12 protein-coding genes and 3 tRNA genes are annotated in these 14,741 nt (G+C 65.7%); 1 reads left to right on the forward strand and 14 read right to left on the reverse strand.

Features of this window, described 5'->3' with window-relative positions; translation table 11 throughout:
• Positions 1-6: 6 nt before the first annotated feature.
• The 8 genes from AC0QR5_RS04720 to gltX all read right to left on the reverse strand — a co-directional run bounded on the left by AC0QR5_RS04720 (position 7) and on the right by gltX (position 7,536).
• A complete protein-coding gene (locus AC0QR5_RS04720) occupies positions 7-861 on the reverse strand; it encodes a polysaccharide pyruvyl transferase family protein (protein WP_329860872.1) in 855 nt (284 codons plus the stop codon).
• On the reverse strand, positions 851-2,074 hold the full coding sequence (locus AC0QR5_RS04725) for a glycosyltransferase family protein (protein ID WP_329860873.1): 1,224 nt from the start codon (positions 2,072-2,074) through the stop codon (positions 851-853). The genes AC0QR5_RS04720 and AC0QR5_RS04725 overlap by 11 nt, the downstream gene beginning before the upstream one ends.
• Before the next feature lie 128 nt (positions 2,075-2,202).
• Entirely contained in the window at positions 2,203-2,826 is a 624-nt protein-coding gene (locus tag AC0QR5_RS04730) for a hypothetical protein (protein ID WP_329860874.1), read from the reverse strand.
• A 1-nt stretch (position 2,827) separates the two neighbouring features.
• On the reverse strand, positions 2,828-4,840 hold the full coding sequence (locus AC0QR5_RS04735) for a glycosyltransferase family 2 protein (RefSeq protein WP_329860875.1): 2,013 nt from the start codon (positions 4,838-4,840) through the stop codon (positions 2,828-2,830).
• Between the two features lie 713 nt (positions 4,841-5,553).
• Positions 5,554-5,626, reverse strand: a tRNA-Glu gene (locus tag AC0QR5_RS04740).
• A 50-nt stretch (positions 5,627-5,676) separates the two neighbouring features.
• A tRNA-Glu gene (locus tag AC0QR5_RS04745) sits at positions 5,677-5,749 on the reverse strand.
• A gap of 62 nt (positions 5,750-5,811) precedes the next feature.
• Positions 5,812-5,883 (reverse strand) — tRNA-Gln (locus tag AC0QR5_RS04750).
• Positions 5,884-6,021: 138 nt separating this feature from the next.
• Positions 6,022-7,536, reverse strand: coding sequence for a glutamate--tRNA ligase (gene gltX / locus AC0QR5_RS04755; protein ID WP_329860876.1), 1,515 nt, complete (start codon positions 7,534-7,536; stop codon positions 6,022-6,024).
• A 127-nt stretch (positions 7,537-7,663) separates the two neighbouring features.
• Between gltX and AC0QR5_RS04760 the strand changes: the two genes are divergently transcribed.
• Positions 7,664-8,344 carry a hypothetical protein gene (locus AC0QR5_RS04760; protein ID WP_329860878.1) on the forward strand — a complete coding sequence of 227 codons (681 nt, stop codon included), beginning with the start codon at positions 7,664-7,666 and terminating at the stop codon, positions 8,342-8,344.
• Here the strand turns inward: AC0QR5_RS04760 and AC0QR5_RS04765 are convergent.
• From AC0QR5_RS04765 to AC0QR5_RS04790, 6 genes are all read right to left on the reverse strand, one after another.
• Positions 8,341-8,619, reverse strand: a complete 279-nt coding sequence (locus AC0QR5_RS04765) for a hypothetical protein (protein WP_329860880.1) — start codon at positions 8,617-8,619, stop codon at positions 8,341-8,343. The genes AC0QR5_RS04760 and AC0QR5_RS04765 overlap by 4 nt on opposite strands.
• Before the next feature lies 1 nt (position 8,620).
• Positions 8,621-9,382: a fumarylacetoacetate hydrolase family protein gene (locus tag AC0QR5_RS04770; RefSeq protein ID WP_329860881.1), complete on the reverse strand. Its 762-nt coding sequence runs from the start codon at positions 9,380-9,382 to the stop codon at positions 8,621-8,623.
• 3 nt (positions 9,383-9,385) lie between these two features.
• Positions 9,386-10,516, reverse strand: a complete 1,131-nt coding sequence (gene galE / locus AC0QR5_RS04775) for a UDP-glucose 4-epimerase GalE (protein WP_329860882.1) — start codon at positions 10,514-10,516, stop codon at positions 9,386-9,388.
• Positions 10,517-10,588: 72 nt separating this feature from the next.
• Positions 10,589-11,677, reverse strand: a complete 1,089-nt coding sequence (locus tag AC0QR5_RS04780) for a branched-chain amino acid aminotransferase (protein WP_329860883.1) — start codon at positions 11,675-11,677, stop codon at positions 10,589-10,591.
• 64 nt (positions 11,678-11,741) lie between these two features.
• Complete coding sequence (locus AC0QR5_RS04785) at positions 11,742-13,430, reverse strand: hypothetical protein (protein ID WP_329860884.1); 1,689 nt, start codon at positions 13,428-13,430, stop codon at positions 11,742-11,744.
• A gap of 211 nt (positions 13,431-13,641) precedes the next feature.
• Positions 13,642-14,700, reverse strand: a complete 1,059-nt coding sequence (locus AC0QR5_RS04790) for a 3-isopropylmalate dehydrogenase (protein WP_329860886.1) — start codon at positions 14,698-14,700, stop codon at positions 13,642-13,644.
• Positions 14,701-14,741 lie beyond the last annotated feature (41 nt).

Genomic DNA, 14,741 nt, shown 5'->3' on the forward strand with positions numbered 1-14,741 from the left:
GTTCTACTACTGATCTCGGCCAGTGTACTTGACGCTTGATTCGGCGAAGTACGACTCGAACGCTGCGGCTATATCTGCCTGACGTGCATGAATCTTAGATCGTTTCACTTCACTGACAACACCGAAAGCCGACGCTTCCGACAAGCTATTCTTGGCGTTGAGTCGCAGGTCGAAGTCCCTCCCCACTGAAGAGAAATAGTCGTAAAACTTGAACGAACCACCCATGTGAAGATCCCCGGCATCGACCCATGCGTTGGGAACACCAAGCGCGTCCGCAAGGATGAGCCCATGCAAGGACTGAGAGAGCACTACTTCACAGGAAGTGATCTCTTGCGCGATTCTGTCTATGTCGTCCGTTCTAAAGTCGATCAACGCAATGCCCGGCAGCGATTCGGCCCATCCGCGAAGCGCTTGATCTCCGATCCTGGAAACGTGAGGAATAAATCCGAATCGTCGGCTGGGCGCACTCTGCATATCCAGCACTCGCGGAATCAAGAGACCCGGATCGCCAATACTTACGTCGTCAGGCAGATCGGGGAGAAGCCCCATACTCAAGAAGCCGCGAAGCGAATAGATTCTTGCGTACGGCAACTTCGGGGCTCGAAGCAAAGGGTGCATGAAGCCGCTACCAACGACCGCGAGAGGCTTGGTCCGCGCCTTCATTTCAGCCCGGCCAAAGACCTGATTGAGGTTGCTTCCGACCGACACGAGATCCGCATCGTCGACCGACGACTGATGCGTGTGTCGTGCACCATAGAGTCGACTGAGGATCAGCGTCGTGAGTTCATCGCCAAGATTTGGCCAGCCCGAAGGCTTGTACCAATAAACGGACGGCACCAATTCCGGGCCCTCAGATGGCATCGCTTGACTCCTTGAAAGTTGGTTCGCTGCGAGCAACGGCGGTTGTGTCGCATGCCCCACCACGAGCGACTATGGCATCCATCAGCAAACTGCGGAGGCCGTCGATGTCGCCTGAGAGCAAGTGGTGGAGTCCTCGCTTCTTGGCCATCGCACTATTCGGCCAGATCATCGAGATGATCGGAACGCCTGCTCCTAGGTAGTCGCTGAGCTTCGACGGCAAGTAGGGGTTCTCCCTATAGGCTCCGCCTGGAAAGACATCATTGACGAACAAAAAGTCCACTCTCCTGAGCTCACGCAGAAAGGACATGAACGGCAGCGCCTCGTGGGCCTCAACACAGGATTCGATTCCATACTCGGAAGCAACTTGAAGCACCCGATCCGGGTTGCTCGTATATACGTCGGCTTGGATCTTCTGGCGAGTTTCAGGAGCCATCTGTGATAGCGCTGCGAAGAGATCTCCCAGACCTCGGTTCGGATAGAACTCGCCAAAGTAACCGACCCTCAAAGGCAGAGTTGCGACTGTCGTGCTTGAAGGTGGCCCATAGTAAGAATCTGGCAGCGTCGGATGCTCGTCGACAATGCTTCTGGCGAAGATCGCACGACGCATGGATTCGTCTTCCGCCGCTCGGATCATTTCATCGCGTTGGTGCTCATTCGTGAAGCCAATAACGTCGGCCAACGCATAGACCAGGTATTCACACCATTTGAAGACGCAGCCCTCTTTGGCTAGAACCGCCGCGTAGTCCGGAGCCACTCGTTCGAGGAAATCTACAGCAAACGGGTCAAGCGCAAACGTCCCACCACTACGCCGGCTTCCTTCCACAGTGTGCGCAATGGGATCCGAGAACTCTGCAATCCAGCGAATCTCCGGGTGCCTGGACTTGATGTATGCAGCCAAAACGTGTGATGCCGGAAACATGGATCGGCTGTACATGCGCAAGTAGCGCTTCTCAGACAATCGGTCGGCGATCGCCGCGTAGCCGACCTCGACGAAGTTTCGAATTCCTCGCCAGGCCCCGAAGGTTGGAGGTACATTGACACTCGTCAGATGCCGAACGTACGGCTTCACGAATCGTTCGAGCTGGGGATCGTGTGATCTGATGGCACTCATGTTCTGAGACACCACATCAACCGGGTTCGCTGCATCTCGAATGCGCTTGGCCACGGTAGCCGCGCTCGCGTCGGCAAAGGGCGGGAAGTTGTAGGAAATCACGAGAGTCGAGGCCTCCCGCAAAACGGGGAGTGCCTCATCGCCTAGACCGCCGATGGCCCATCTGTCCGCGGCCGACTGAAGCTCTTGATCAACGTGTTCAGTGCCCCGGATTTCGGCCGCCAATGACCTCATGCAGCACCTTCCACATTAAGACCGAGTCCGGTCGCGGACATCAGGCGTGACACTCGACGCAATGTCTCCCCGTCCGCGCCCATCAGTCCAGCGTCAACGTCAAAGATCGATGCGTCGAGATCCTCCGCGAGGATGGAGGCCATACCGATGGCCGCCATCCCCGACAGCCTCGAGTTCGCCGGTGCGACGGCATTTAGGTCGAGTGCATTGGTCGACACTGTGACGGCTTGGTCGCGCACCGAGATGCCGACGCTCTCAGACCTGTCGACAAGCCGAAGTGAGTGCTGGAGAACGTCTGGTTGGCCTCCCCACGTGAGTCTTCTTCTCTGCTTGCCTCGCGGGAGCGGAATGTTCGCCGGATGAAGGGGAGCCACATTGACCCAGATCGGGTCGAAAAGATCCTCGATCACTTGCGCGGTCAAGGCAGAGATCTGACGGTCAAGGACAATCTGACCACTTATGTATGGAGCAAAGGCAAGAATGGCACCGACTGCTAGACGATCCGGACTCAAGTTCCGCGGCACATAATCTAGGACCAGACTTGGAATGATCGGAGTCGCGTCCAGCTCGCCTGGCTTGGCAACGATCACCAGCTTTCGCTCGGAATCGTCCGCGGTCATGTCAAGCTTCAATTCTTGCTCCGTCCTCAGTGATCCATCGATGAGCCAGTTCAGAGCCTGCGGGCCCCGCGGCAGGAACGAAAAATCCTTGATTCCAGCCATCAGAGTACAGCTGACTAAGCAGATCTCGTGCAGACAGGGCTTCGTCTTGGGAGTAGCAAACCTCAGTCCAGAGGACGAACGCATTCTCTGACGATTCGACGCTTGACCATGTGCCCCGTTCCGCGAAGTCGCCATCAACGACGGGTTCAGGCAGGCCGTCTTTCCCGAGCTTGCGCCAGGCAACCGCGACGCATCTCTCGCCGCCTGGAAGGTGGCGCGTTGAGTTCCGCACTTCCCTCAGGATGGACTCACTCTCATCGAACCTCGACGCGAGCCCTTGTACGTTGCGTGCTGAGCCAATGCTGCGGCTGTACTCGATTTCGGCCGCCCAAGACTCATACTCATGGCACTCATCTGACGTCGCATCGAGAACGAGCGCAGTCAATCGGCGCTGACCTGTGACCAGATCCTTGCGAAGCTGCCAGTGAGCGGAACGAAGTATGAGGTCGTTGACGTCGCCAAGACCTTCGTTCTCTTCGATCGAGACGATAAGGTCCACCGTCTTGTAATCATCAGGTACGAGCGCCAACATCAGCTCGCGCGCGGACGCAGTTCCGCATGCTCTCCCAAGCTCCTCCGGCAACGAATACTCTGCCAACCCAAAATCCAGGGATTGATCAGCTGCGGTTTGAGACAGGTCACCGTTTTGAAGACGGATTCCCAAAGGCGACTCGATTCCTCGAACCGCAACACCAGCTACGGCTAGACGACGAATCAGGTCTAGTGAGCTGCCGCTCGCTTCCAGAACCGGGCGCGCGATGGAGAGGAGCCTAGCATCCAAAATAGTGACGAAATCGCGCTTGCTGGAACCGTCTTCCACCACTCTCGGCGCTGCCCCGTTCGAGACAATCACGTCCACGAGTGGGGCTACGGCAACTGGGGCATTCGCATCGACGGCACCGAGCAGTCGGTCAACGGCTCCAGCACTCAAGACAGTGTCACCAGGGACAAGGGCCACGTAGATGGCCCCACCATCGAAGCCCTCGCCGGCGACCGCCGCCCCAGTGGATTCGAAGTGTGTGGACGAGTCCGCTGACTGGCGACGAACACTCGTGGCACACGCAGAATCCCAAGCATCCGTGTTCGGTTGCAAGAGCTCGATCCGCACTACCGGACGGGCATAGGGTAGATTCCAATCTCCCGCGGCGCCATTCCGCTTCCATGTCATGTCTGTCGCAAGGATTGCCCGATTCGCAGCAACTGCTGCCGTGGCGGCAGCACTCTGCTCCACAGACTTGATGGTTGGCGGGTGCCAGATGTGGTACATACGAACTTTGGGATGCTCGATCCAGCGAATCGAAGTCCCGGAACGTCGCACGCGCTGAGCGAAGTCCAGATCCTCGCCACCGTATGTGTGCATCCGGTTGTCGTAGCCTCCGACACTCGCGACGGATTCTCTTGACGCAGCAAACATCCCGCCCATCCCCCAGCGCGGACGGATCTGACTCACGAGTTCTAGCTCTTGCCAACTGGGGCGTTCACGCCTCACGTATGCGTGGTCGTACTTTTCCGGAAGGTCTCGGCATTGAAGCACGACTGCTGTCCCAGGATCTGACGCGAGTGCGCGAAACACGTTCTCCATTGCGCCCGGGGCGAAGATCATGTCCGCATCCGTGGCCACCAAAACTCGCCCGCGAGCGACTCCGAATCCACGGTTGACGGCTCGGGACCGAGACCAATGACCATCAGTATCCGTTCGAACGTACACAGCACCGGCATCTTCGACCAGCCTGCGAAGATGGCCTTCCTCAAACTGCGTCGATCCGTAGTCTGAGACGACTACTTCTCCAGCTGCGGAACCGAAAGACTGTGTCAAAGACTCGAGCGACAGCTGAAGTCGTTCAAGACCCCAGTCCTTGAAGCCGATAACAACCGAGATGTCGACATTCGTTTCGCTAGATGTATTCGTCATGCTCGTTCCCCCCGTCCGCCGGTGAGGAAGGTGCCGCAGAGGGCACTTGCCTCAATCATTCCTTGAGCTTGGCACTCCAAGTAGACCTCGGAAACTCCTGCGCTGGGCGCAATTTGCGCATCTTTCGCCCAGCTTCGGATGACTACACGTGCAGTACGAAACGGGGCACCCGTCTCAACGATGCCGAGTGGGACCAACTTCCCTTCAGGCGAAGCAGGAACATAGAAGTACCAGGAATCGAGAAGCCTGGAGTGACGCGGACCGCCGGAGATTGGTACTGTCTCACCCTTCGCCGAGACCAAGTCAATGGTTGCAACGAAATCCCGGTCTCGCACTTCCGGAACGCTCCGAATCCATAGTGTTGCTAGTGACGTAGGACTCAATACTTCGAACTGAAACTTCGACATCGATTGTTCTTCGTCGGCCACGTCATCCCCTGAATCGAATCGTCCAGTTTTCCAGAAAAGAACACTATCGGAGACGACTCGAGAGGGCCAATACCGCCCCTTGCGCGACCGATACTCAGAGTGCGTTCGTTGCAACGTTCGCCTGCCTGAGACACAGGTGCATGACGCACTTGGGCCGTCGCTCGCTTCGCACGCTCTCGCAACAACTCAGCAAGAGAAGAACAATAGCCGAACCAGCAGTTGCCGAGAGGTAATCGGCGACGAACGGAAGGGCCCCGGAGCCTGAACTCCGGGACCCTTCAGATGTGACCCCAGCGGGATTCGAACCCGCGTTACCGCCGTGAGAGGGCGGCGTACTAGGCCGCTATACGATGGGGCCCTAGCACCGCAGCCGTCGATGAACTGACGTTCACCTGATGGCTGCGACCGTGACCCCAGCGGGATTCGAACCCGCGTTACCGCCGTGAGAGGGCGGCGTACTAGGCCGCTATACGATGGGGCCGGACGCTACTGCCTCGGGTCTCCCCTCGGCAGGATGGAGGTCCCGCTTGCGCGGAACCTTCGCTGGGATACCAGGACTCGAACCTAGAATGACGGTACCAGAAACCGTAGTGTTGCCAATTACACCATATCCCAATGGACCTCGGCCTCCAGAGCCTCCCTCGCGGGACTTTCTAGCGCCTCAGCACGAGTAAATACTCTACCGGAGACCTTTCCGAAATCCAAAACCGGACGCGGCGGCGCGGCCTGTGAGCCGCGCCACCCTCCGGCCGGCTAGAGGCTCTTGATGTCCTCGGCGAAGCGGCGCACGCGCTCAAGCGAGGACTCACGGCCCAGGATCACCATGGACTCAAAGAGCGGCGGCGAGATCCGCTTGCCCGAAACCGCCGTGCGGACCGGGCCGAACGCCAGGCGCGGCTTGAGCCCCAGACCCTCTATCAGCGCCTCGCGCAGCGCCGCCTCGATGGACTCCTTGCTCCACTCCCCCAGGCCTCCGAGCGCGGACTCCGCCGCGGCCAGGACCTCGTCCGTGTTGCCCGGCAGGCCCTTGAGCGCGTCCTGCGCGACGACGATCTCCTCGTCGGCACGGAAGAGGAACTCGAGCATCTCCGGCGCCTCGCCGAGCAGCGTGATGCGCTCCTGCACGAGCGGCGCCGCCTCCTCGAGCACCTCGCGCTCGCGCGCCGTCAGCTCGTCACCCACGAGGCCGGCGTGGCGCAGGTAGGGCACGAGCCGCTCCCGGAAGTCGCCCGCCTCCAGCCGGCGCACGTGCGTGCCGTTGATGGCCTCGGCCTTCTTCAGGTCGAACCGGGCCGGGTTGGACAGGACGTCGGCGACGTCGAAGGCCTCGACGAGCTGCGCGCGGTCGAACACGTCCTCGTCGGCGCTCAGCGACCAGCCGAGCAGCGCCAGGTAGTTCAGCAGCCCCTCGGGGATGAAGCCGCGCTCCCGGTGCAGGAAGAGGCTCGACTCCGGGTCGCGCTTGGAGAGCTTCTTGTTGCCCTGCCCCATGACGTAGGGCAGGTGGCCGAAGAGCGGCATGTCCTGCGCGACGCCGACGTCGACGAGCGCGCGGTAGAGCGCGATCTGCCGGGGCGTGGAGGAGAGCAGGTCCTCGCCGCGCAGCACGTGCGTGATGCCCATGAGCGCATCGTCGACCGGGTTCACGAGGGTGTAGAGCGGCTTGCCGTTGGCCCGCACGACGACGAAGTCCGGCACCGAGCCGGCCTTGAACGTGATCTCGCCGCGGACCAGGTCCGTGAACGTGATGTCCTCGTCGGGCATCCGCACGCGCAGCACCGGCTCGCGGCCCTCGGCACGGAACGCCGCGATCTCCTCGGCGCTCAGCGAGCGGTCGTGGTTGTCGTAGCCGAGCTTCGGGTCGCGGCCGGCGGCGAGGTGGCGGGCCTCCACCTCCTCGGGGGTCGAGAACGACTCGTAGAGGTGCCCCGCGGCGCGCAGCTTCTCGATCACCCCGGCGTAGATCTCCGAGCGCTGCGACTGCCGGTACGGCTCGTGCGGGCCGCCGACGTTGACGCCCTCGTCCCAGTCGATGCCGAGCCAGTCGAGGGCCTCGAGCAGCTGCTGGTAGCTCTCCTCGCTGTCGCGCTGGGCGTCGGTGTCCTCGATGCGGAAGATCATCTTGCCACCCGTGTGCCGGGCGAAGGCCCAGTTGAACAGGGCCGTGCGGATGAGCCCGACGTGCGGGGTCCCGGTCGGGGACGGGCAGAAGCGGACGCGGACGGGCGTCTCGGCGGTGACGGTGGGAAGGGAATTAGGCGCAGTCATGATGCAAGCGAGTCTAGCCGCCGGGCGCGGCACATGAGAAAGCTCTCACGGCCCTCTCATGCCCCGTTCACGCGGCCGGCGTTGGATCGGAGATGTCACCGCGAGCACCGAAAAAGGGATCAAGACCATGAAGAAGCAACTCACCACCCTCGCGCTCGCCGCGGGGCTCGCCGCGGGCGGCCTTCTCGCCGCCACCCCGGCCCAGGCCGCCGACCGGACCTGCCGCGGGACCATCGCCAACACGACCGTGTCCGGCAACGTCGTCGTCCCCGCCGGCGCGACGTGCAAGCTGAGCCGGGTCGTCGTCCGCGGCGACGTCAAGGTCGGCCGCGACTCCTCCCTCGGAACGTACTACGGCACGGTCCAGGGCAATATCCAGGGGACGACGGCGCCGCGCACCGTCCTCGTCTCCCGCACCCACGTCAAGGGCGACGTCCAGGCCAAGCAGGCCGGCTCCGTGCAGGTCCTCAACGCGCGCGTCTGGGGCAACGTCCAGGCCGAGCGCACCTCGGGCGCCACGCGCGTGCTCAATACGCGGATCGGCGGCGACCTGCAGACCAAGTACCAGGCCCTGCGGGCCGAGGGCAACGGCGTCAACGGGAACATCCAGCACGAGGAGGGCAAGACGGGCTGGATCGTGCGCAACTCCGTGCGCGGCGACGTCCAGGTCTTCAAGAACCGGGGCCAACAGCGGATCAGCTACAACACCGTCCGCGGGAACCTGCAGTGCAAGGAGAACAGCCCCCGGCCCGTCGGCGGCCAGAACAAGGTCTCCGGCAGCAAGGAGGACCAGTGCCGGACGCTCTAGCGTTCGGTCCGTCCGCCCGATCGCGCCCGTAACCCGGCGGTGATCCGCCTGACCAGGAGCACCACGGCCAGGGAGATCGCCGCCGCGAGCAGCACGCCCGTCGCCCAGTCCGGCCCGCCCAGATGGTGGTTGATCCGCGCCCCGACGCCCAGGCCAACGGCCAGGAACCAGAGCCGCGTCAACCGCTTCTGCCAGGCGGGCCGGGCCGCGCGCTGCTTGTAGACCTCCGTCATCGCGCCGCTGAACACGCGGCCGACGCGTCGCTGACCGTACACGTCAGCGCCGGAAGGTGTTCGACAGCGTGCCGATGCCCTCGACCTCGGCCTCGAAGCGCTGCCCCTCCTCGATGAGTCCGACGCCGGCCGGCGTCCCCGTAAGGATGACGTCGCCGGGCAGCAGGGTGAAGGCCTGCGAGGCGTAGGCGACGAGGTCGGCCACGCTCCAGATCAGCTGGGCCGTGCTGCCGGACTGCACGACCTCGCCATCGAGGCGGCCCGTGATGGCGGCATCGTCGACGTCGAGCTCCGTCTCGATCCACGGGCCCAAGGGGCAGGAGCCGTCCCAGCCCTTGGCGCGTGCCCACTGCCCGTCCGTGCGCTGGGCGTCGCGGGCGGTGAGGTCGTTGGCGACGGTGTAGCCGAAGACGACGTCCGAGGCCTTCTCGGCCGGGACGTCCTTGCAGATCCGCCCGATGACGACGGCGAGCTCGGCCTCGTAGGAGACCTCTTCCGAGAACGCGGGCAGCGTCACGGGGTCACCGGGTCCGACGATCGAGGTGTTCGGCTTGAGGAACATGAGCGGCGAGGCCGGGACCTCGTTGCCGAGCTCCCGGGCGTGGTCGGCGTACGTGCGGCCGAAGCACACGACCTTCGAGCGGGGGATTATGGGCGCGAGCAGGCGGACGTCCTCGAGGGCGTGCCGCTGCCCCGTGGGCTGGACACCCTGGAAGAAGGGATCGCCCGCGATGACGGCGACCTCGTCGCCCTCCACGAGTCCGTACTGGGGATCAGAGTCGATGACGAAACGTGCAATGCGCATGGACTACACCCTATCGGCGTCCGCGGACCCGGCCCCAGCCGGGCGTTCCGCGCCGTCCCCTGGCCTGGCCTCGGCGTCTTCCTCCTCCGCAGGATTCCCGCCGTGCGGGCCGTCGGGGCCGGCGTCGGCGTACCCGAAGGGGTTGGCGGACTGCCAGCGCCAGACGTCCTTGACCATGTCCTCGAGCCCGCGCTCGGCCTTCCAGCCGAGCTCCTCGCGCGCGAGGGCGGGGTCCGCGTAGCTCGCCGCGATGTCCCCGTCGCGGCGCGGGGCGATCGAGTACGGCAGCTCCCGGTCCGCGGCCCGCGAGAAGGCGCCGAGGACGTCGAGCACCGAGGATCCGTTCCCCGTGCCCAGGTTCCACACCCGCAGCCCGCCGTGCTCGGCCAGGTACTCGAGCGCGGCCAAGTGGCCCGCGGCGAGGTCGACGACGTGGATGTAGTCCCGCACGCCCGTCCCGTCCGGCGTCGGGTAGTCGTCGCCGAAGACCTTCAGCTCGTCGCGCCGGCCGACGGCCACCTGCGCGATGAACGGGACGAGGTTGTTCGGCACGCCCTGCGGGTCCTCCCCGATGCGTCCGGATTCGTGCGCGCCGACCGGGTTGAAGTAGCGCAGCTTCGCGATCGACCAGCGCGCATCGGCTGCGGCGAGGTCGTCGAGCATGAACTCGATGTGGAGCTTGGTGCGCCCGTACGGGTTGGTCGCCGATAGCGCGTTGTCCTCCCGCATCGGAAGCCGCTCCGGATCGCCGTAGACCGTGGCCGAGGAGCTGAACACGAAGGTGCGCACGTCGTGGCGGTCCATGGCCTCGAGCAGGTTCAGCGTCCCCGCGACGTTGTTGCGGTAGTAGCGCAGCGGCTGGGCCGCGGACTCCCCCACGGCCTTCAGGCCGCCGAAGTGGATGACCGCCGAGGGCCGCACCCCGGCCAGGACGGCGTCCACGGCCGGCCCGTCGACGAGGTCCGCGACGTGCAGCCGGGCCTCGCTTCCCGCGAGCACGGCGACGCGGCGCAGCGCCTCCGGCGAGGAGTTCGAGAGGTTGTCCAGGACGTGGACCTCGTGGCCGGCCTCGAGGAGCTGCAGGACCGTGTGGGAACCGATGTATCCGGCGCCGCCGGTGACGAGAATTCGCATGGGGCCAGTGTATGAGAAAGGGGAGCCGGCCCGGCGGCCGGCTCCCCTTCCCCGTCGTCGTATGACCCGGTGCTACGCGAGGCGCGTGAGCCAGCCGTGGGTGTCCTCGACCGTGCCGGTCTGGATGCCCAGGAGCTGCTCGCGGATCGCCATGGCGACCGAGTCCGGCCCGGGCGCCGGGGAGGTGATCGATCCGTCGGCGGTCTTGAGCTCGCCGATCGGCGTGATGACGGCGGCCGTGCCGCACGCAAAGACCTCGGCCAGGGTGCCGTCCTCGACGGAGCGGCGCCACTCCTCGAGGGTGATCTTGCGCTCCTCGACCGTCAGCCCGCGGTCCTGGGCGAGCTGGAGCACGGACGAGCGGGTGACACCGTGCAGGATGGTCCCGTTGAGCGCCGGGGTGACGATCCGGCCGTCCGTGAAGACGAAGAACACGTTCATGCCGCCGAGCTCCTCGACGGCGTCGTCGTTGAACGGGTCGAGGAACAGGACCTGCTTGCAGCCGTTCGCCTCGGCCTCGAGCTGCGCGGCGAGGGAGGCGGCGTAGTTGCCGCCGCACTTGGCCTCGCCCGTGCCGCCGCGGCCGGCCCGCGCGTAGTTGGTGGAGAGCCAGATCGAGACGGGCTTGAGCTCCCCGCCGAAGTAGTTGCCCGCCGGGGAGGCGATGACCCGGTAGGAGACCTCATGGGCCGGGCGGACGCCGAGGAACGCCTCCGTGGCGATCATGAACGGGCGCAGGTAGAGGGCCTCGCCGTCGCCCGAGGGGACCCACTCGCGGTCCACGGAGACGAGCTGGCGCAGGGACTCGACGAAGGCCTCGGGCGGCAGCTGCGGCAGGGCCAGGCGCTCGGCGGACTTGTTGAAGCGCGCCGCGTTGGCCTCCGGGCGGAACGTCCAGACGCTGCCGTCGGCGTGGCGGTAGGCCTTGAGGCCCTCGAAGATCTCCTGGCCGTAGTGCAGCACGGACGCGGCCGGATCCATCGCGATGGGCCCGTAGGGCTCGATGCGGGCGTCGTGCCACTGGCCCTGGCCGTCCTTGAGCGTCCAGTCGATGACGGCGGTGTGGTCCGTGAAGTGGTCGCCGAAGCCCGGGTTGGCCAGGATGGCGGCGCGGTCTTCGGCGCTCGTGGGGGTGGTGGAGAGCTGTTGTGAGAATTCCATGTGCCGGCGCACTTCCTCTACGACTGGGAGCCCTTCCGGGCTGCGTTAATGACCGTTAACCAGCTTAGGACACGTCCGGGCCCGGCGCACTGCCCGCGACGTCGAGGCCGGGGTCGGCGTAGTACCACCCCAGGATGTCGTTGAGGTAGTGGACCTGGCGGATGTGCACGCGGTTGCCGAGCGGCTTGTGCGTGAGGCGGCGCAGCACCGTCCAGTTGAAGTGTTCCTCCAGCGCGTCGCGGCCGATCCCGGCCATGAGCTTTCGGCACGATGCCTGCATCGACTCCATGCCGGCGACCTGGCCGGGGTTCGCCTTGATCCGGTTGGCGAACTCGATCTGTTCCCGGCTGGGGCTCGCGGCCGAGTCGGTCACCCGTCCCTGGAAGACGTGGCGGCGCGCGTCGCGGTCGATGGCACCCTCACGGGGCAGCTCGTTGACGGCTTGAGGGCCGCGGAGCGCGGTGTATCCGTCCTTGAAGCGGGGTGTGTCGAACTCCCACGACTTCAGCCCGGGCGCGAGCGCGTCCATGACGTCGAAGCCGAGCAGGTTCACGGCGCGCTCTTCCGCGGGGCCGCGCAGCGCCGCGTACGCCCCGAGGGGCGAGTAGAGGGGGTCGAAGCGCGGGACCGAGCGGCTGACCAGGCTCGAGGTGAGGCCGATGTAGTAGCGGTTCCGCACCGACATGAACATCGCGTCGAGCCAGGCCGATTCATCGAGTCCCTTGGCGCGCTGGGCGCGGACGGAGTCTTGGACGCGCGACGTCAGTGCGGCATTGAACTCCGGGCTCGTGATCCGCACGTCGTCGTCGCCGAAGGCCGTATTGCCCCAGAGGGCGCGCGTCAGCCCGCTTCCCACGGCTTCGGCGCCCTTCCTGTGCCCGTACTGCGACCGCAGGAGACCGCCGTAGCCGCCGCTCAGGATCAGCGAGCCGCCGTCGGGCTGGCGCATGCCGAGCGAGGGCGAAGCCGTCAGCATGCCGTGGGCGTCCTCGGTCATCGCCAAGCGCTGCGCGGCCAGGGTCCGGTCCGGGTTGACCGTGTCGAACCCGGGGTGGCCCGTCGACCGCAAGCCGTACTGGCGCATCAATCCGTCCGCGACGCACCGGTCAAGGGACGTGGGCGGGCCGCTGCAGAAGAACGCGACGTCGCCGGCCCGGCCTGTCGCGAGGAGGGCGGCGAGGACGAGCCGGCTGTCGAAGCCTCCCGTGAGGTGGGCGACGACGGGGCCGGCACCGCTCGCGACGGAGGCTTCGACGTTGTCGCACAGCTCGGCGGACAGGGCCTCACGCGCTGCGGCCGCCCCCAGATCTGCCGGCAGCCGATAGTCCCGCCGGGCCTCGCCCTCGGGTGAGAGTTCGAGCAGGCGACCCGGAGCGAGGACCTCGACGTCCTCGTAGCTGGCCGGGTAGTAGCCGCCGTTGCCCACGGCGAGGACCGACAGCAGGTACGGAAGCGATTTGCGCAGCCCGTGGCCACGGCGGGCCACGAGCCGACGCAGCAGGCCGAGGTCGTTGGAGTGGACGAACGCGTGGCCGTGGCGCCAGGAATAGACGAACGCGCTGCCGAGCGGATCGGGGACGAGGCTGACACGATGCGTCCGCGGTTCGTACAGCACCGCGCAGACGGCGCCGCGGAGCCGGGCCCCGAGGTCCACGGGCGTGGATCGCGGATTCGCCGCGAGCCACCGGGCGAGCTCGTCCGGGCTCGAGAGGAACGTGCGGCCGACCACCCCGGCGCCGGAGAGCCCGAGCACGTGCACCCTTGGCCCGAAGGGACGCGCCGGCCGCGGAGCCGACAAGCCGAGCCCAACGACGCCCGGCCACAACTCGACCGCACCGACCTCCGGCTCACGTCCCTGACTCGTCGAGGCAACCGCCCACGCCGACATGCGTCCCCCTGGATCCCGGATCGTCCTGTGTCCGGCCCCTCGCGGACCGACGACTCCCGATGCTAGCTGATGCGGCTCACGCCGGGAGCGCGGCGCACACTGCGTCGCCGATTTCCGCCGTGGTCCGTGGCCCCTCGAGCGCGGCCCGGCCGGCGACGTCGGCCTCGACCGCGGCCTCGATCCGCCGCGCCGCCTCCGGCAGTCCGACGTGGTCCAGGAGCAGCGCCGCGGAGAGGATCGCGGCCGTCGGGTCCGCCTTCTGCTGGCCCGCGATGTCCGGGGCGGAGCCGTGGACGGGCTCGAACATCGAGGGCGCCGTGCGCTCCATGTTGAGGTTCCCGGACGCCGCGAGGCCGATGCCGCCCGTCACGGCGCCGGCGAGGTCGGTGAGGATGTCGCCGAAGAGGTTGTCCGTGACGATGACGTCGAAGCGGGACGGGTCGGTGACCATGAAGATCGTCGCGGCGTCGACGTGCAGGTAGTCGTGCTCGATGCCCGGGTACTCAGCGGCGACGGCCTCGACCGTGCGGCGCCACAAGTGGCCGGCGTGGACGAGGACGTTGTGCTTGTGCACGAGCGTGACCTTCTTGCGCCGCTCGCCGGCCCGCTCGAACGCGTCGCGGACGACCCGCTCGACGCCGTGCGCCGTGTTGACGGAGACCTCCGTGGCGATCTCGTGCGGCGTGCCGACGCGCAGCGCGCCGCCGTTGCCGACGTAGGGTCCCTCCGTGCCCTCGCGGACGACGACGAAGTCCACGGCACCTGGATCGGCCAGCGGGCTCGGGACGCCCGGATAGAGCCTGGACGGGCGCAGGTTCACGAAGTGGTCGAGGCTGAAGCGCAACTTGAGCAGCAGCTCGCGCTCGATGAGGCCCGAGGGGATGCGCGTGTCACCCGGTGCCGCCCCTACAGCGCCGAAGAGGATTGCGTCGTGCCGGCGCAGGGCGTCCAGGGTCTCGTCGGTCAGCGTCTCGCCCGTCGCGAGCCAGTGCGCCGCGCCAAGCTGGTAGTCCGTCAGGGTCAGCCGGACGTCCTCGTCCTGCGTGGCCTTCTTGAGGACCTTGACGGCCTCGGCGATGACTTCCGGCCCGATGCCGTCGCCCGGGATGACTGCGAGATCGATCGTTGTGCTCATGCGAGAAGTCTAGGAAGTCCGTCCGCATGACGGGCAATCCG

The sequence above is a fragment of the Arthrobacter sp. J156 genome (assembly GCF_056172865.1).